The following is a 16,775-nucleotide window of genomic DNA, read 5'->3' on the forward strand; positions in this document are numbered from 1 at the left end:
TCTAGGTCGCCTTAGAGAATGCTTTTCGGTGCGTATGAATTGACATCAGAATACCAAAGCCAGCCATCAAGGTTACCATTGATGTGCCGCCATAACTAATGAGTGGCAACGGTACACCTACTACAGGTAGGATGCCACTTACCATGCCAATATTTACAAAAATATACACGAAGAAGCTGAGTACAATACTGCCTGCCATCATTCGTCCAAATGCAGTTTGCGCTTGGCTGGCGAGGTATAAACCTCGTCCAATAATAAATAGATAGATGGCTAAAAGGCAAAGGAAGCCAATCATACCCCATTCTTCAGCAATTACTGCAAAGATAAAGTCAGTGTGTCGTTCAGGAAGAAATTCCAGTTGTGATTGAGTGCCTTGCAACCAACCTTTGCCTGAAATACCACCAGAGCCAATCGCGATTTTACTTTGGATAATGTGGTAGCCCGCACCAAGCGGATCTGACTCTGGGTTAAACAGAGTACGTACGCGAACTTTTTGGTATTCGCGCATCAAGAAGAACCACAAAATCGGAATGAAACCACCCAGTGCAATCGCAGCACCAGCGATGATTTTCCAACTAATGCCCGCGAGGAAGATAACAAAAATACCGGAAGCGGCGATTAGAATAGAGGTCCCTAAGTCAGGCTGTTTTGCAATGAGGATGGTTGGCAAGCAGACCATAATCAGTGCAACGATGAGTGTTTTTAGCGTTGGCGGAAGGGGTTGTCGACCTACATAGCGTGCCACCATTAATGGCACCGCGAGCTTCAATAACTCGGAAGGTTGAAAGCGCACAAAACCGAGGTTAAGCCAACGCTGTGCGCCTTTAGATGCTTCACCGAAAAACAGCACGCCAAAGAGCAGTATGACGCCGCCGACGAACATCAAAGGTGCCAGGCTCTCGTAGGTTCGTGGAGAAAGCTGCGCAAGAACGATCATCACAACGAGTGAAAGTACCATCCGCATAGCTTGGCGATCCATCATCAGTAAACTTTGGCCACTGGCGCTGTACATGATCACTAGGCCAAACCCCATCAGGGCCAATATGCCAAGTAGGAGTGGTAAGTCGATATGGAAGCGTTCAAACAGGGCGCGATTTTTACCTGTAGAGGGATCCATCTTCATTACTGTTTTACCTCTTTCTTCGCATTGTTTTCAGGCTCAATTTCTTCTGGACCAAGAACGACTCGGTCAAAAATTTTCCTTACTACTGGGGCACCGTTGCTAGAACCACCGCCGGCGTTTTCTAGTACTACAGTGACGACCACTTTAGGATCATCAAATGGTGCAAAGCCAGTAAATAACGCATGGTCACGTAAGTGCTCGGCGATCTCATCTGCGTTGTACTCTTCGTTTTCACCCAGACCGAAGACCTGTGCAGTACCTGATTTACCCGCTGTTTGATAACTCATTTTGTAGAATGAGCGGCGAGCTGTTCCGCGCGTGCCATGGTTTACACGACGCATGCCTTCTTTCGCCATATTCCAGTACTTTTTCGGTACATTCTTGATTGGCGGGTAAGTCACGTATTCTGTTGTTTGTTGTTCTTCGAAGTCGTTGCCGTTCTCTATCGTCGCTTTTAGTAAGTGAGGTGCAATCACTTCTCCCTCATTTACTAATACGGAGGTCGCTTTGGCGATTTGCATTGGTGTTGCTGTCCAATAACCTTGGCCGATACCCACAGGGATCGTATCGCCTTTGTACCACGGGGTTTTATGGCGAGACATTTTCCAGTCACGAGTCGGCATATTCGCCTTACTTTCTTCGTAGATATCGATGCCAGTGTAATCACCAAAACCGAACATCATCATCCAATTCGAAATACGGTCAATACCCATGTCATAAGCGATTTGATAGTAGAAGGTATCAACAGACTCTTCGATCGACTTAATGATATCGACGCGTCCGTGTCCCCAACGCAACCAGTCACGGAATGGGCGAGTGTTGGAGTTTGGTATGCGCCAATAACCTGGATCATTTCGCGTAGTGTTCGGTGTGACGACACCTTCTTGTAGTGCGGCTACCGCCATAAATGGTTTGATGGTAGACGCAGGTGGGTAAATGCCAAGTGTGGTACGGTTGACCAAAGGACGGTTTTTATCGTTCAAAAGGGCGCGATAGTCTTTACCTGAGATTCCGTGCACGAACGAGTTAGGATCGTAGCTAGGGCTTGAAACCATAGCCAGTACGCCGTTGTCTCTAGGATCGATCACTACAGCACTTCCTCGGCGGCCATCCAATAATTGGTGTACGTACAGCTGCAAGTTGATATCAAGGTTTAAAACGATGTCTTTTCCGGGTACAGGTGGAACGTACTTTAACGTACGAATTACTCGGCCGCGGCTGTTTACCTCGACTTCTTGATATCCGGCCGTACCGTGTAAGAGGTCTTCGTAGTATTTTTCGATACCCAGCTTACCAATGTCGCGAGTGGCTTGATAGTTTGCGTCTTTTTCTTCTCGGATCAGGCGCTGCATGTCGCGATCATTGATTCGAGAAACGTAACCAATCACGTGGGTTAAGACTTCGCTGAAAGGATAATAGCGCTTTAAGGTCGCACTTATTTCTACACCAGGAAAGCGGTACTGATTGACGGAGAATACCGCTACTTGTTTTTCGTTCAGTTGGGTAAGCAGTGGGACCGACTTAAATCGACGAGTCCGTTTACGCTCTTGGTGGAAACGTTCAATCTGATCTGGGGTAATTTCCAGAATGGTTTGTAGTTCTTGGATGGTTGCATCAATGTCTTTAATTTTTTCTGGAGTCAGTTCTAAGTTAAAGACGGGACGGTTCTCTGCCAGTAAAACACCATTTCGATCATAAATCAGACCTCGGTTAGGCGCGATAGGAACCACTTTGATACGGTTATCGTTCGAGCGGGTTTGATAATCTTGAAACTGGTTCACCTGAATGTTGTACATGTTGGCGACCAGAGCTCCCATCAAGAGAACAATACCGATAAAAGCGACAATAGCGCGGCTGGCAAACAGACGCGCTTCGGCTTGATAATCTCGGATTTGACTGCGGCGCTTACGAATCATTAACGCTTGGCTCTAAAGTTAAACAACGATTATTCGCGGTGGTAAGGATGGTTCGCGGTGATGCTCCACGCTCGGTACAAGCTTTCTGCCATTACGATACGCACTAAAGGGTGGGGTAGCGTTAAGGCAGACAATGACCAGCTTTGGTCTGCTGCAGCTTTGCATGCAGGAGCGAGTCCTTCAGGACCGCCGATTAAGATTGATACATCACGGCCATCTAATTTCCAAGCTTCTAACTGCTCAGCGAGTTGAGGAGTGTCCCATTTTTTACCTGGGATATCTAACGTGACGATACGGTTGCCTTTTGGTACCGCAGCGAGCATCGCTTCACCTTCTTTTTGCAGGATGCGAGCGATATCGGCATTTTTTCCACGTTTGCCAGCAGAAATTTCAATCAACTCCAATGGCATATCATGTGGGAAACGGCGACGATATTCTTGAAAGCCTTCCTCAACCCATTTTGGCATTTTTGTGCCAACAGCAATTAGTTGAATTTTCAAAAGATTAACCCCAGAGTTTTTCTAGCTGGTAGAGTTCGCGGTGCTCTTCTTGCATCACGTGAAGCATGGCGTCGCCCATATCTAGGACTACCCATTCACCTTCGTTTTCACCTTCCATTCCTAGTGGCTCAAGACCGGCTTTTTTCACTTCTGTTGCAACGTGGTCAGCGATGGATGAAACGTGGCGTTTGGATGTGCCAGTACAGATGATCATGTAATCTGTAACGCTTGATTTATCTTCCACATTTAGGACGATAATGTCTTCCGCTTTCATGTCGTCGGCTTTGTCAGCTAAAAAGTCTTTCAGTTCTTCGCGAAGCACTCGGTTTTCCTCGGTTTGTCTCTTATCTCTACAGTGTTTTACATTCTTGCTTGCAAAACAGGTCGCGCACTATATCACGCTTTGATTTTTAAATTGCCAGCTTAATATCAGGAGAGCAGGTTTCTAAGCTCAACTGATGAATAGTTGGCCATACAGACTCGTCATATTGAGTTTTGGCTTTTATCTCTGCTTGAGCCAACAAGGAGAGCAATGCACAAATACGACTCGCCGACAAGCGGGTCAGTGCTGCGTTATAGAGTGGACGCTTGTTTTGCCAAACTCGATATTTCTCAAATACCTGGTTCATTCCCATTTGAGTTAAGTCTTGATGCATATTTAAAAGTTGGCTCAACTCTTTTTGTACACTTCGAATCAAGATCACGGTCTCGACCCCTTCCGCCTCAAGTTGGCGAAGAATACGTTGTGCACGGTTTGCTTTACCTGCCAGTAAGGCGTCGATCCAGTTAAACGTAGTGAAGTGATTATGGCGACTTAGGGCTTCCTCTAAACGTATGATAGTCAGCTCACCATCCGGGTAGAGTAGGGCCAATTTCTCTAAGCTTTGTGACAATGCAAATAGGTTACCTTCATGCCATTGAGCCAACATTTGCAGTGATTGTTGATCGGGTTTTAGTCCCAACGTGCGGCAACGTGTCTGAATGAACATAGGTAAGCGTTGTAGATCTGGCGACAAACAGCTTACCCAGTCGCCTTTTGAGCTTAATGCTTTGAACCATTTCGCATTTTCTTGGGCTTTGGTCAGTTTGCTACCAACAATGACGAGCATGATGTCATCATGCAGCATATCACACAGTGTTTGCAGCTCTTTGCTGACGGCGGTTGTCACGCCACTTTCTGGAATTTCAAGCTCGATCAATTGACGGTTTGAGAACAGGCTCATCGCTTGGAAGCAATCGTAAACTTGATTCCAGTCGATGCTTGCGTCTACCGCAAAACGGTGTTTTTCCTCAAAACCTTGTTGAAACGCTGCCTTTTGGATTGCTTGGCGGCTCTCTTGAATCAGTAACGGCTCATTACCAAAGATTAGGTAAACTTGTTTAACGTGTTTAGTTAAATGATCCGTTAATTTATCGGCATAAATTCGCATAGTGATTAAGAGTTTGCGTTCGCTGGCTCAGAGATTTGTCCTGCTTCATATTCGGCACGAATACGGCCCAACTGGCGCATCATCTGTTTTGCAGCTTGCAAGCGCATCTCGTCTTCAATTACGTCACGTTCAACAGATTTTGCAAGTGCCGTCAACGGGTTGTCTAGGTAGTTGCGGTTTACTGTTGTCGTAAAGTTTTTAGAGCCATAGCCAGGAATCGTCACACGGTATTTTACTACGTATGTCAGCTCTTTTTCTGCTGCACGGCTATTTTGATACAGAGACAGTGTACGCTCATCGATAGTCGCTTCCGTCAAATGAAGGTTGGGTACAGTCGATGATGGTTGAACAAGTTCAACTTTGTTCAGTTCGAGTTGAGAGCGAACATAGCGAGTTAATTCACTGTATTCATCGTAGCTGGAGAAAGACATAGTGTGCAGCTCTTCCGGTACGGAATACTCACCGCGAAGGTGAAAACCACAGGCAGAAAGAAGCCCCGCTAATACCAATACCACTGGTAGTTTAATCAAAGAGAAAAAGCGCATTGATTGTATTCATCCTAAATTGAAGGGGTTATTTACCTTAAACCACTCATATGAATGGTTTGAGGTAAATAAACAGGGTAGCGAACTACCCTGTTTAATGACTCTTGGTTAACAAATAAGTTCGCTAAACAGAGACAAATTGCAAGCTGTGATTAGTTTGCAACGATGTTCAGCAGTTTACCTGGAACGTAAATGACTTTACGAATAGTCAGGCCATCAGTGAACTTAACCACGTTTTCGTCGTTTAGACCAAGCTGTTCGATATCGTCTTTAGGGATATCCGCTGGGACTGTTAGCTTCGCACGTAGCTTACCGTTAACTTGAACAACGATAGTTTTTTCGTCTTCAACTAGCGCTTTTTCGTCAAACGTCGGCCATGCCGCGTTATCAATGTCTGTTTCACCTAGTGCTGCCCATAGCTCGTATGAGATATGCGGAGTGATAGGGTAAAGCATGACAACAATAGCTTTCAGTGCTTCGTCAAGGATTGCACGATCTTGCGCAGATTCTTGAGGCGCTTTCGCTAGTTTGTTCATCAGCTCCATGATCGCTGCGATCGCGGTGTTGAATGTTTGACGACGAGCGATATCGTCCGTCACTTTCGCGATGGTTTTGTGAACGTCACGGCGAAGTGCTTTTTGATCACCTGAAAGCGCTGCGGTATCTACTGCTTCTGCTGCGCCTTTCGCTGTGTGCTCTTTCACTAGTTTCCAAACACGTTTCAGGAAGCGGTTCGCACCTTCTACGCCAGACTCTTGCCATTCAAGCGTCATGTCTGCTGGAGACGCGAACATCATGAATAGACGTACTGTGTCAGCGCCGTACTTATCTACCATTTCTTGAGGGTCGATACCGTTGTTCTTAGACTTAGACATCTTGATCATGCCTGAGTGCGTTACATCGCGACCTTCAGTGTCTTTAGCAGAAGTAATGCGGCCTTTACCATCACGTTCAACGGCTACGTCTGTTGGAGCTACCCACTCTTTACCGCCTTTCTCGTTCTCGAAGTAGAACGCGTCTGCCAGTACCATGCCTTGACACAGTAGCTGCTTGAACGGTTCGTCAGACGTTACGTAGCCCGCGTCACGTAGCAACTTGTGGAAGAAGCGTGAGTACAGTAGGTGCATACAAGCGTGCTCGATACCGCCGATGTACTGGTCTACTGGTAGCCAGTAGTTTGCTTTTTCTGGATCTAGGATGTCGTCTGCTTGCGGTGAACAGTAACGCGCGTAGTACCAAGAAGATTCCATGAACGTATCGAACGTATCTGTCTCACGTAGAGCAGGTTCGCCGTTGAATGTGGTCTTCGCCCATTCTTTATCTGCTTTGATTGGGCTGGTTACGCCGTCCATTACCACGTCTTCTGGAAGAATCACTGGTAGTTGGTCTGCAGGTACTGGGTGAACTTCACCGTCTTCAGTCGTTACCATTGGGATTGGTGCGCCCCAGTAACGTTGACGAGATACACCCCAGTCGCGTAGACGGAAGTTTACAGTCTTAGTGCCTTTGCCTTCTGCTTCTAGCTTCGCTGCAATTGCATCGAACGCCGCTTGGAATTCTAGGCCGTCGAATTCACCTGAATCGAACAGTACGCCTTTCTCTGTGTATGCTGCTTCAGAGATGTCTAGCTCGCTGCCATCAGCAGGCTTGATAACAGGCACGATGTCTAGACCGTACTTCGTTGCGAACTCGTAGTCACGTTGGTCGTGTGCAGGTACTGCCATTACCGCGCCTGTACCGTAGTCCATCAGTACGAAGTTTGCTACGTAAACAGGAACTTCACGGCCGTTCAATGGATGAATAGCAGTAAGGCCAGTAGCCATACCTTTCTTCTCCATTGTCGCTAGCTCAGCTTCTGCAACCTTGTTGTTCTTACATTCGTCGATAAACGCTGCAAGCTCTGGGTTGTTCTCTGCTGCAAGAGCTGCAAGAGGGTGGCCGGCTGCGATACCCACGTAAGTCACACCCATTAGCGTATCTGGACGTGTTGTGTAAACTTCTAGGTCTTGTTGACCCTTAACTTCAAACTTCAGTTCAACACCTTCAGAACGACCAATCCAGTTGCGCTGCATGGTTTTCACCATTTCAGGCCAACCTTCAAGCTTGTCTAAGTCGTCTAGTAGCTCTTGAGCGTACTCAGTGATTTTGATGAACCATTGAGGGATTTCTTTTTGCTCTACAGGCGTATCACAACGCCAGCAACAACCGTCTTCAACCTGCTCGTTTGCAAGAACAGTTTGGTCGTTAGGACACCAGTTAACAGAAGAAGTCTTTTTGTAAACTAAACCTTTCTCGTAAAGTTTAGTGAAGAACTCTTGTTCCCAGCGGTAGTACTCCGGTGTACATGTTGCGAATTCACGGTTCCAATCGTAACCAAAGCCTAGAAGCTTAAGTTGGTTCTTCATGTATTCGATGTTTTCGTAAGTCCAAGGTGCTGGCGCAGTTTTGTTTTTTACTGCTGCGTTTTCTGCAGGTAGACCGAATGCGTCCCAACCGATTGGTTGCATCACGTTTTTACCTTGTAGGCGTTGGAAACGAGATACTACATCACCGATAGTGTAGTTGCGCACGTGACCCATGTGCAGTCGACCACTTGGGTATGGGAACATGGACAGACAGTAGAATTTTTCTTTATTTGGGTCTTCACTTACAACAAAGGTTTTGTTGTCATCCCAGTGCTTTTGAACTTTTTGTTCAATATCTTGTGGGTTGTATTGTTCTTGCATCGATGGTATCCGTTATCTTGGAATTTGTGAGTTCGGTTAGAACAGACTTAAATAGATCGTCATAGAATACCTAAAGCTAGGGATCACAACAATAGCCAATCTGTACCCATGCGCCCTTAAGTGATGCAGGTAGGAGAAAGATGGAGGTCAGTTATGCCTAAACGTAAAACAGGTTATGAGGAAATGCTCGAGGATGTGATTGAAACCTTGAAGCACAGTCCGGAAGAAGTTAACAAAGCGATTGAGACGTCGGGCAAAGTGGTGGATGCTGCTAATGACTTGACCAAAGATGAGTTGGCTTTAATCAAAGCGTACCTTAAAGCAGACTTAAAAGAGTTTTCAGAGAGTTACGAGGATAGCAAAAGCGGTCCGTTTTACTTAACGATTGCGGATTCGATATGGCAAGGGCTGTTAGAGATTACAGACCGAACTAAAGTTGAGTGGGTTGAGTTGTTCGATGACTTAGAGCATCAAGGGCTATATGAAGCAGGAGAGGTGATAGGCTTAGGAACTTTAGTCTGTGATGAGTGTGGTCACAAGACAACGTATAACCACCCAACAGTAATCATTCCGTGTATTAAGTGTGGTCACAAAGGCTTTACTCGTCAGTCATTAAAGCCATAAATGGCGAGTAACGACTGTATAATGCAATGAATAAAAAAGAGGCTTAGTCGCCTCTTTTTTGTCTTTTCTACTTTCAAGCTGTTATCAGCTCTGTTTTCTTCTTAAACCGAAAGCCAGAGCTAAACTTAACCCTACCCAAATATACAATGGCCAAGTACCAACGATTCGATATGGCGTTTTCCCATCGGTTGGGGTGAGCTCTGCGCGCAGTACTGCAGTTTCAAACTGCGGAACTTGCTCAACGATTTTACCCTTGTGATCGGTTACCGCTGTTAATCCATTGTTAGTCGAGCGGATGAGCGGTTTGCCCAACTCTAAGGCACGCATACGGGCGATCTCCATATGCTGAAGAGGACCGATAGAGTGACCAAACCATGCATCGTTCGAAAGCGTTAGAATGAAGTCTGTTTCGTCAGTCACATTTTGACGCACTTGCTCATTAAAGATGATCTCATAGCAAAGCGCTGGTGCCATGTGCATGCCATTCGCAACGATGTTGGGCTGCACAAAAGCTCCCCGGCTAAACGACGACATCGGCAAGTTAAAGAATGGCGCTAATGGGCGCAAAATATCTTCAAATGGAACAAACTCACCAAACGGTAATAGGTGATGCTTATGGTAGCGTTCGCTCAAGTCGAAACTGTAGTCACCGTATGGTGTGATGCCAAGGGACAGAATACTGTTGTAGAACTGTCGATCTTCAGCTTGGTTGACGACACCAGTGATGATTGCGCTATTATTCATTTTTGCTGCGCTGTCAATATTGCTCAAAAATGAAGGCACTTCAATTTCAAAAGCAGGAATTGCAGCTTCTGGCCAGACGATAATATCAGCGTCCCAGTTTTCACGAGTGAGATCGGCGTATTTCATGATGGTTGGCCAACGTTGGCTTGGCAGCCACTTAAGGTTTTGGTCAACGTTACCTTGAATCAGCGCGAGCTTAGTCGTGTCTTCTGGCCGAGGTGTTACCCAATCGTAGTTACGAATCCCAAAGCCTGTGCTGAGTAGTACCGCAGGAATAATCACCATCAGCCACTGTTTATGAACCCAAGCATAGGCTAATGCCCCCGCACTAATAAGGATAAATAGAGTGAGCAGTTCCACGCCACCGATAGGCGCAAAGCTTGCTAGTGGAGCATCAATCTGGCTGTAGCCTAGCCATAGCCACGGGAAGCCGGTCATCACCCAACCACGCAACCAATCACTGATTAGCCATAAAGCAGGTGCAGCGAGAAGTGCTTTTGTGAGCGTAAATTGAGGAAACAGCTTGTTGTTGAGCCAAGCAAATAAGCCTGAATAAACAGCCAAGTAGGCAACAAGCAAGCCCATTAAAAATAAATTGGCAATGAGCGGCATACCGCCAAAACCGGAGATACTGACGTACACCCAGCTAACGCCAGTTGCAAATTGACCTAACCCCCAAGCATAGCCAATCCACAGTGCACGTTTCGGAGTTTGGTTAGCAAGAAGAATCAGTAGAATAGCTGGGCTAAGAATGGCAACAGGCCACAACTGGTAAGGTGCAAAAGCGAGCGTAGTAGAGGCGCCAACAAAAGCGGCCACTAAGGGCCGCTTGAGGCGATGAAAGAGTTCATTCATCATTATAATTTTCTGAGATTCCCAATGGGTATCGCGTTACTCTTGAGTGGCTTCAACCAGGGTTTCTTCGTCTGGGATCGTCACTTGGAGTTGAATGACACGACGGTTATCGGCAGCGGTGACTTTGAAGTTGTAACCTTCAATTTCAACCAGTTCACCACGAGAAGGTAAGTGACCAAAGGCAGTCATGACCATGCCACCAACGGTATCTACTTCCTCATCGCTGAAGTTGGTTCCGAATGTCTCATTAAACTCTTCGATGGTTGTCAGCGCTCTGACAGCAAACGTATGCTTGCTCAGCTTACGAATGTCCGTCTCTTCACTTTCATCGAATTCATCTTCAATATCCCCGACGATTTCCTCAAGGATATCTTCAATGGTCACAAGACCAGAAACACCACCGAATTCATCGACAACAATGGCCATATGATAACGTTCTTCACGAAATTCTTTCAGCAGTCGATCAACGCGTTTACTTTCCGGTACCACAACCGCTGGTCGAATGACTTCTTCGATATCAAATGGATTACTGCCTGAGCCTAAGTATTTAAGTAAGTCCTTCGCTAGAAGTATGCCTTCCACATGGTCTTTATCTTCGCTGATCACAGGGTAGCGAGAGTGTTGAGCATCGGTAATCAAAGCAACCAAGGTATCAAGGTCGTGAGTACGCTCAACGGTAACCATTTGCGAACGCGGGATCATAATGTCACGCACACGCATTTCGGAGATTTCCATAACACCTTCAAGCATATCGCGAGTGTCATGGTCAATCAGGTCGTTAACTTCAGAGTCGCGGATAACATCCACAAGCTCTTGGCGATCTTTTGGTTCGCCCTGAAATAGTTGACCTAGACGTTCAAAGAAGGACTTTCTACTCGGACCTTCTGCCTTTTCTTTCTTATCTTCGTTAGAAGAGGGAGAATTATCTTCGTTCATTGTTTCTCAATTAAGTAACGCTATCAGAAGTGTGATAGCACACATAGAGAGGCGAACACGAGAATCATTTTGGTGGTTCGCCTTTCCCTGCTGAATAGCCAATGGCTACTCTTTTTCAGCAATGTAAGGGGCTTCATAGCCCATACCTTGCATGATTTCGGTTTCGAGGGACTCCATCTCTTCGGCTTCGTCATCCTCAATATGATCATAACCTAGCAGATGCAAGCTGCCATGTACAACCATATGCGCCCAATGTGCTAACAGAGGCTTGTTCTGTTCAATTGCCTCTTTTTCAACGACTTGGCGGCAAATAATTAAGTCGCCAAGTAAATCTATTTCCAAACCCGGAGGGGCTTCAAATGGAAAAGACAACACATTGGTCGGTTTATCTTTACCACGATACTCATGGTTAAGCGTGTGACTTTCTTGTTCATCCACAATGCGAATGGTGACTTCGGCTTGTGGCTGGAAGAGAGGAATCGTCTTATCTAGCCACAATTGGAAATCTTGCTGCGAAGGCAGCCCTTCTTCATTTTCGACTGCCAGTTGCAGATCAAGTTCAATCGCCATGATTATTCCTTAGTGGAAGCAACTTGTGCATTCAGTTCGGCTTTCGCTGCTTCTAATAACTTCGCATCGCGTTCTTCACGACGACGCTTCTCGAACTCTTTACGCTCTTTCTGGTCTTGTGCTTCCCACTTCTCATACGCGTTAACGATACGAGCAACCACTGGGTGACGTACAACGTCGTCTGCTAAAAAGAAGTTAAAGCTGATGTCGTCGACTTCGCTTAGTACTTCAATAGCATGACGAAGACCTGATTTTGCACCACGAGGTAAGTCGATTTGCGTGACGTCACCAGTGATAACTGCGCGAGAGTTAAAACCAATACGCGTTAGGAACATCTTCATCTGCTCAACCGTGGTGTTCTGACTCTCATCAAGAATGATGAAAGCGTCGTTTAGAGTACGACCACGCATGTAAGCAAGAGGGGCTACCTCAATCACGTTACGTTCAATCAGCTTCTCTACGCGCTCAAAGCCCAACATTTCAAATAGGGCATCGTATAGCGGACGTAGGTATGGGTCGACTTTCTGGCTTAAGTCACCAGGTAGGAAGCCCAGTTTCTCACCGGCTTCAACCGCAGGGCGCGTCAATAGAATACGACGGATCTCTTGGCGCTCTAGTGCGTCAACTGCTGCTGCAACAGCAAGATAAGTTTTACCTGTACCAGCTGGGCCAATACCAAAAGAAATATCATGCGTGACCATATTAACCAAGTACTGAGCTTGGTTTGGCGTACGTGGTTTGATCACGCCTTTCTTGGTTTTAACGAAGACTTCTTTACCATGCTCGATATTAGACTCAGTATTCTGCTCAAGAACACCAGACTCTTTAATCGCTAAATGGATCTGTTCAGGCTCAATGTCTGGGATCTCACCTCGTACAGGTGCGGTATCAACATACAGAGTTTTCAGGATATCCAGCGCAGCTGATGCGGTATGAGGTTTACCGACAATTGTAAAATGGTCACTACGGTGGTTAATTTCAACGCCTAGACGACGTTCTAAATGCTTGATATTGTCATCGAATGGACCGCACAGGCTAGCAAGTCGGCGGTTGTCGGAAGGTTCTAGGTTAATTTCTAGAGTTACGATTTTATTACTCAATGTTGCCTCTCATTTTTTGCCACTTAGTGAGAGCCTGATAACGACCAGGCTCTCCATGGCTATTTATACGAGCTTACGGCGTAAAAGTAGCTACACCCAGCTTATCTTCGCGACGTGTTTTCGCCATCATCTGCGTTGGGGAAATCACACTACGAAGATCCATGTCTTTTTCAGTACGTACTAGCTCACCACGCAGTGAGTTCGCAAATACGTCTACGATCTTCACATCAACGAACTGACCAATTAGGTCTGCACTACCTTCAAAGTTTACTACACGGTTGTTTTCTGTACGAGCGCGCAGTTCCATTAGGTTTTTCTTCGAAGGACCTTCAACTAGAACACGTTGTTCTGTGCCAAGCATTAAGCGAGAGTAACGCATCGCTTGAGCATTGATAGTTTGCTGTAGTTCGTAAAGGCGCTCTTTCTTCACTTGCTCTGATACATCACAAGGGTAATCCGCTGCTGGCGTACCTGGACGTGGAGAGAAGATGAAGCTGAAGCTCATGTCAAAGTCTACATCTTTGATTAGCTTCATTGTGTCTTGGAAGTCTTTGTCTGTCTCACCAGGGAAACCAACAATAAAGTCTGAACTGATTTGAATATCAGGACGAGCTTTACGCAGTTTACGGATGATCGACTTGTACTCGATAGCGGTGTGAGGGCGTTTCATCATAGTTAGGATACGGTCACTACCACTTTGCACAGGTAAGTGCAGGAAGCTCACAAGCTCTGGCGTATCTTCGTAAACCGCGATGATGTCGTCAGTGAACTCTAGCGGGTGGCTCGTTGTGAAACGAATACGGTCGATACCATCGATAGACGCAACCAAACGAAGCAGTTCTGCAAATGAACAGATTTCACCGTCGTGTGTTGGACCGCGGTACGCGTTTACGTTTTGACCCAGTAGGTTTACTTCACGTACGCCTTGTTCAGCAAGCTGTGCGATTTCGAACAGCACATCATCCATTGGACGGCTTACTTCTTCACCACGAGTGTACGGTACGACACAGTAAGTACAGTACTTCGAGCAGCCTTCCATAATCGAAACGAATGCTGTCGCGCCTTCCGCACGAGGCTCTGGTAGGCGGTCGAACTTTTCGATCTCTGGGAACGAAATGTCCATAACTGGTGCGTCATCCGACTGAGATTGTTTGATCATCTCAGGTAGGCGGTGCAGAGTTTGTGGGCCAAAAATAACGTCGACGTATGGTGCACGTTCACGAATATGGTCACCTTCTTGCGTTGCTACACAACCACCTACACCGATAACTACGCCAGGTTTTTTATCTTTTAGTGTTTTCCAGCGACCAAGCTGGTGGAAAACTTTCTCTTGCGCTTTTTCACGGATCGAACAGGTGTTAAGTAGAAGTACGTCTGCTTCCTCTGGCTCTTCCGTCAGCTCGTAGCCGTTTGCAGCATTAAGCAGGTCGGCCATTTTTGATGAATCGTATTCGTTCATCTGGCAGCCCCAGGTTTTAATTAGCAGTTTCTTACTCATCTCACTTTCGCTCGTTCAGTTGTACTTAAATTGGAGAGCTATTGCTCAAATTATAGCCGCCATCACGGCGGTAAGCGGCGTATTGTACTGCTTTAAAAAGCACCTGACTAGTGATCTGGCTAATTCTCTGCAAAGCCTGATGAAATCTAGTTTTTCGCCCTATGCAGAACAAGGTTTTTTGTTAAACAATTTTGTAAAAATAGCCATGGAAAGTACAATAAAAAACGCCAATTAATTAGCACGATGAAGAGTAAAAAATGAACAAGTATGACATCGCCGTGATCGGTGGCGGTATGGTTGGGGCAGCCGTCGCTGTTGGATTTGCCAAGCAGGGCAGAAGCGTTGTCTTGGTTGAAGGTGCAAAACCCAAAGCTTTTGATGCCGCTCAGGTGATGGATATTCGCGTATCTGCGATTTCGCACCAGTCGGTGGAGTTACTTGATTCACTCGGCGCATGGTCAGAAATTAAAAGTATGCGAGTTTGCCCTTATCGGCGCTTAGAAACTTGGGAGCACCCAGAGTGTCGTACTCGTTTTCACTCTGATGAATTGTCATTGGATCAGCTAGGTTACATCGTTGAAAATCGCCTAATCCAATTAGGTCTTTGGCAAGTCTTCTCTCAGTATAAAAATCTAACCGTGATGTGTCCTGAGCGATTAAAAGCCATTGAGTTTGCAGATGTAAATCTTGTGACACTAGAAAGTGGGGCGCAGTTTGAAGCTAACTGGGTGATTGGTGCTGATGGTGCAAACTCTAAAGTTCGTCAATTGGCTGGAATTGGTGTAACTGCGTGGGATTACCGACAACACTGCATGTTGATTAACGTGAAAACAGAATTGCCTCAGCAAGATATTACTTGGCAACAATTTACACCTTCAGGCCCACGTTCATTTTTACCTCTGTGCTCTTTGAGTAACGACGATGGTCAAGTAGTAGGCCAAGGTTCTTTGGTTTGGTATGACTCGCCTAAACGTATTAAACAACTGTGTGCGATGGGTAAACCTCAACTAAGGGAAGAAATCTTACGTCATTTCCCTGCAGAATTAGGCGATATTGAAGTTTTACAGTTTGGCTCATTCCCACTCACTCGTCGTCATGCGCAAAGCTACTCAAGCAAAAATTGCGTGTTAGTGGGTGACTCTGCCCATACGATCAACCCGCTTGCAGGGCAAGGGGTAAACTTAGGCTTCAAAGATGTAGACGTTCTCCTTTCGGTAACAGAACACCAAGAAAAGCTGGAAGATACCTTACTCGCGAAATACGAACGTGCACGTCGACCTGACAACTTACTCATGCAGACAGGCATGGACTTTTTCTATAAAGGTTTTAGCAACGATCTTGGGCCATTGAAGTTTGTACGTAATGCTGCATTGAAGTTTGCTGAAAACTCAGGACCGATCAAGGCTCAAGTACTGAAATATGCGTTAGGTATGTAGTAAGTTACTCAATCCACAGATAGAAAAAAAGCGAGCCATGAGCTCGCTTTTTTAATTCGGCAAACCTAATGATTTCCCGAGTCCAGAACCAAAAAAAGAAAAAACCCAGCAAAATCATGCTGGGTTTTCCGATAATGGTGCGGAAGGAGAGACTTGAACTCTCACACCTTGCGGCGCCAGAACCTAAATCTGGTGCGTCTACCAATTCCGCCACTTCCGCAACTTGATCTGTAGATATCAAGATAATTGGTAAAATCTCAATATCGTTGTATATGGCAGGGCTACCTGGATTCGAACCAGGGAATGGCGGCATCAAAAGCCGCTGCCTTACCGCTTGGCGATAGCCCTACAGCTTAAATAGTCAAAGAGAGAGAAAGAATGGTGCGGAAGGAGAGACTTGAACTCTCACACCTTACGGCGCCAGAACCTAAATCTGGTGCGTCTACCAATTCCGCCACTTCCGCGTATTCTGATAGTGTAGATTAATTTAAGATGGTGCGGAAGGAGAGACTTGAACTCTCACACCTTGCGGCGCCAGAACCTAAATCTGGTGCGTCTACCAATTCCGCCACTTCCGCATCTTAAATCTACGTGACTGATAGCTTATGCTAGCAATCCAATCAATGGTGGCTACGACGGGATTCGAACCTGTGACCCCATCATTATGAGTGATGTGCTCTAACCAGCTGAGCTACGTAGCCATTTTAAAACTTCGACCAAGGATGGTGCGGAAGGAGAGACTTGAACTCTCACACCTTGCGGCGCCAGAACC

14 protein-coding genes and 5 tRNA genes are annotated in these 16,775 nt (G+C 46.1%); 2 read left to right on the forward strand and 17 right to left on the reverse strand.

All coding sequences use genetic code 11. The features are described from left to right. Window position 1 precedes the first annotated feature (1 nt). The 7 genes from rodA to leuS all read right to left on the reverse strand — a co-directional run bounded on the left by rodA (window position 2) and on the right by leuS (window position 8,240). Window positions 2-1,123 carry a rod shape-determining protein RodA gene (gene rodA, locus NDJ01_RS19195; RefSeq protein ID WP_005391317.1) on the reverse strand — a complete coding sequence of 374 codons (1,122 nt, stop codon included), beginning with the start codon at window positions 1,121-1,123 and terminating at the stop codon, window positions 2-4. Further along, window positions 1,123-3,039 carry a penicillin-binding protein 2 gene (mrdA, locus tag NDJ01_RS19200; protein ID WP_258587156.1) on the reverse strand — a complete coding sequence of 639 codons (1,917 nt, stop codon included), beginning with the start codon at window positions 3,037-3,039 and terminating at the stop codon, window positions 1,123-1,125. Before mrdA ends, rodA begins: the two co-directional genes overlap by 1 nt. 29 nt (window positions 3,040-3,068) lie before the next feature. After that, the gene (gene rlmH, locus NDJ01_RS19205) at window positions 3,069-3,539 is read right to left on the reverse strand and encodes a 23S rRNA (pseudouridine(1915)-N(3))-methyltransferase RlmH (protein ID WP_017821762.1); all 471 of its coding nucleotides are present in this window, start codon (window positions 3,537-3,539) and stop codon (window positions 3,069-3,071) included. 4 nt (window positions 3,540-3,543) lie between these two features. Continuing rightward, window positions 3,544-3,861 carry a ribosome silencing factor gene (gene rsfS, locus NDJ01_RS19210; RefSeq protein WP_005373015.1) on the reverse strand — a complete coding sequence of 106 codons (318 nt, stop codon included), beginning with the start codon at window positions 3,859-3,861 and terminating at the stop codon, window positions 3,544-3,546. 88 nt (window positions 3,862-3,949) lie between these two features. Then, the gene (holA, locus tag NDJ01_RS19215) at window positions 3,950-4,969 is read right to left on the reverse strand and encodes a DNA polymerase III subunit delta (protein WP_046874295.1); all 1,020 of its coding nucleotides are present in this window, start codon (window positions 4,967-4,969) and stop codon (window positions 3,950-3,952) included. Window positions 4,970-4,974: 5 nt separating this feature from the next. After that, the gene (gene lptE, locus NDJ01_RS19220; RefSeq protein WP_258488291.1) at window positions 4,975-5,514 is read right to left on the reverse strand and encodes an LPS assembly lipoprotein LptE; all 540 of its coding nucleotides are present in this window, start codon (window positions 5,512-5,514) and stop codon (window positions 4,975-4,977) included. Window positions 5,515-5,666: 152 nt separating this feature from the next. Further along, window positions 5,667-8,240: a leucine--tRNA ligase gene (gene leuS, locus NDJ01_RS19225; RefSeq protein WP_258587157.1), complete on the reverse strand. Its 2,574-nt coding sequence runs from the start codon at window positions 8,238-8,240 to the stop codon at window positions 5,667-5,669. A 153-nt stretch (window positions 8,241-8,393) separates the two neighbouring features. On the opposite strand from leuS, the gene NDJ01_RS19230 reads away from it, so the two are divergent. Then, on the forward strand, window positions 8,394-8,864 hold the full coding sequence (locus NDJ01_RS19230) for a zinc ribbon-containing protein (protein WP_005373024.1): 471 nt from the start codon (window positions 8,394-8,396) through the stop codon (window positions 8,862-8,864). 84 nt (window positions 8,865-8,948) lie between these two features. Here NDJ01_RS19230 and lnt read toward each other — a convergent pair whose 3' ends face one another. The 5 genes from lnt to miaB form a co-directional block, all read right to left on the reverse strand. Next, complete coding sequence (lnt, locus tag NDJ01_RS19235; RefSeq protein ID WP_109169985.1) at window positions 8,949-10,466, reverse strand: apolipoprotein N-acyltransferase; 1,518 nt, start codon at window positions 10,464-10,466, stop codon at window positions 8,949-8,951. 33 nt (window positions 10,467-10,499) lie between these two features. Then, complete coding sequence (gene corC, locus NDJ01_RS19240; protein WP_005384118.1) at window positions 10,500-11,399, reverse strand: CNNM family magnesium/cobalt transport protein CorC; 900 nt, start codon at window positions 11,397-11,399, stop codon at window positions 10,500-10,502. 105 nt (window positions 11,400-11,504) lie between these two features. Continuing rightward, the gene (ybeY, locus tag NDJ01_RS19245) at window positions 11,505-11,969 is read right to left on the reverse strand and encodes an rRNA maturation RNase YbeY (protein ID WP_258587158.1); all 465 of its coding nucleotides are present in this window, start codon (window positions 11,967-11,969) and stop codon (window positions 11,505-11,507) included. 2 nt (window positions 11,970-11,971) lie between these two features. Beyond that, entirely contained in the window at window positions 11,972-13,069 is a 1,098-nt protein-coding gene (locus NDJ01_RS19250) for a PhoH family protein (protein ID WP_005373033.1), read from the reverse strand. 73 nt (window positions 13,070-13,142) lie between these two features. After that, a complete protein-coding gene (gene miaB / locus NDJ01_RS19255) occupies window positions 13,143-14,567 on the reverse strand; it encodes a tRNA (N6-isopentenyl adenosine(37)-C2)-methylthiotransferase MiaB (protein ID WP_258587159.1) in 1,425 nt (474 codons plus the stop codon). A gap of 257 nt (window positions 14,568-14,824) precedes the next feature. Here miaB and NDJ01_RS19260 point away from each other — a divergent pair, with 257 nt between their 5' ends. Then, complete coding sequence (locus NDJ01_RS19260) at window positions 14,825-16,003, forward strand: 2-octaprenyl-3-methyl-6-methoxy-1,4-benzoquinol hydroxylase (protein ID WP_258587160.1); 1,179 nt, start codon at window positions 14,825-14,827, stop codon at window positions 16,001-16,003. A gap of 135 nt (window positions 16,004-16,138) precedes the next feature. Here the strand turns inward: NDJ01_RS19260 and NDJ01_RS19265 are convergent. The 5 genes from NDJ01_RS19265 to NDJ01_RS19285 all read right to left on the reverse strand — a co-directional run bounded on the left by NDJ01_RS19265 (window position 16,139) and on the right by NDJ01_RS19285 (window position 16,704). Continuing rightward, window positions 16,139-16,223, reverse strand: a tRNA-Leu gene (locus NDJ01_RS19265). Between the two features lie 53 nt (window positions 16,224-16,276). Then, a tRNA-Gln gene (locus tag NDJ01_RS19270) sits at window positions 16,277-16,351 on the reverse strand. Window positions 16,352-16,382: 31 nt separating this feature from the next. Next, window positions 16,383-16,467, reverse strand: a tRNA-Leu gene (locus NDJ01_RS19275). A 29-nt stretch (window positions 16,468-16,496) separates the two neighbouring features. Continuing rightward, window positions 16,497-16,581 (reverse strand) — tRNA-Leu (locus NDJ01_RS19280). Window positions 16,582-16,627: 46 nt separating this feature from the next. Further along, a tRNA-Met gene (locus tag NDJ01_RS19285) sits at window positions 16,628-16,704 on the reverse strand. Window positions 16,705-16,775 lie beyond the last annotated feature (71 nt).

This window comes from Vibrio sp. HS-50-1 (assembly GCF_024747315.1).
Lineage (GTDB): Bacteria > Pseudomonadota > Gammaproteobacteria > Enterobacterales > Vibrionaceae > Vibrio > Vibrio diabolicus.

What these genes read in the sequence shown, in the direction of transcription:
- rodA (WP_005391317.1), bottom strand. Translation starts at nt 1,123, where the DNA reads ATGAAGATGGATCCCTCTACAGGTAAAAATCGCGCCCTGTTTGAACGC.
- mrdA (WP_258587156.1), bottom strand. Translation starts at nt 3,039, where the DNA reads ATGATTCGTAAGCGCCGCAGTCAAATCCGAGATTATCAAGCCGAAGCG.
- holA (WP_046874295.1), bottom strand. Translation starts at nt 4,969, where the DNA reads ATGCGAATTTATGCCGATAAATTAACGGATCATTTAACTAAACACGTT.
- lptE (WP_258488291.1), bottom strand. Translation starts at nt 5,514, where the DNA reads ATGCGCTTTTTCTCTTTGATTAAACTACCAGTGGTATTGGTATTAGCG.
- leuS (WP_258587157.1), bottom strand. Translation starts at nt 8,240, where the DNA reads ATGCAAGAACAATACAACCCACAAGATATTGAACAAAAAGTTCAAAAG.
- NDJ01_RS19230 (WP_005373024.1), top strand. Translation starts at nt 8,394, where the DNA reads ATGCCTAAACGTAAAACAGGTTATGAGGAAATGCTCGAGGATGTGATT.
- lnt (WP_109169985.1), bottom strand. Translation starts at nt 10,466, where the DNA reads ATGATGAATGAACTCTTTCATCGCCTCAAGCGGCCCTTAGTGGCCGCT.
- corC (WP_005384118.1), bottom strand. Translation starts at nt 11,399, where the DNA reads ATGAACGAAGATAATTCTCCCTCTTCTAACGAAGATAAGAAAGAAAAG.
- ybeY (WP_258587158.1), bottom strand. Translation starts at nt 11,969, where the DNA reads ATGGCGATTGAACTTGATCTGCAACTGGCAGTCGAAAATGAAGAAGGG.
- miaB (WP_258587159.1), bottom strand. Translation starts at nt 14,567, where the DNA reads ATGAGTAAGAAACTGCTAATTAAAACCTGGGGCTGCCAGATGAACGAA.
- NDJ01_RS19260 (WP_258587160.1), top strand. Translation starts at nt 14,825, where the DNA reads ATGAACAAGTATGACATCGCCGTGATCGGTGGCGGTATGGTTGGGGCA.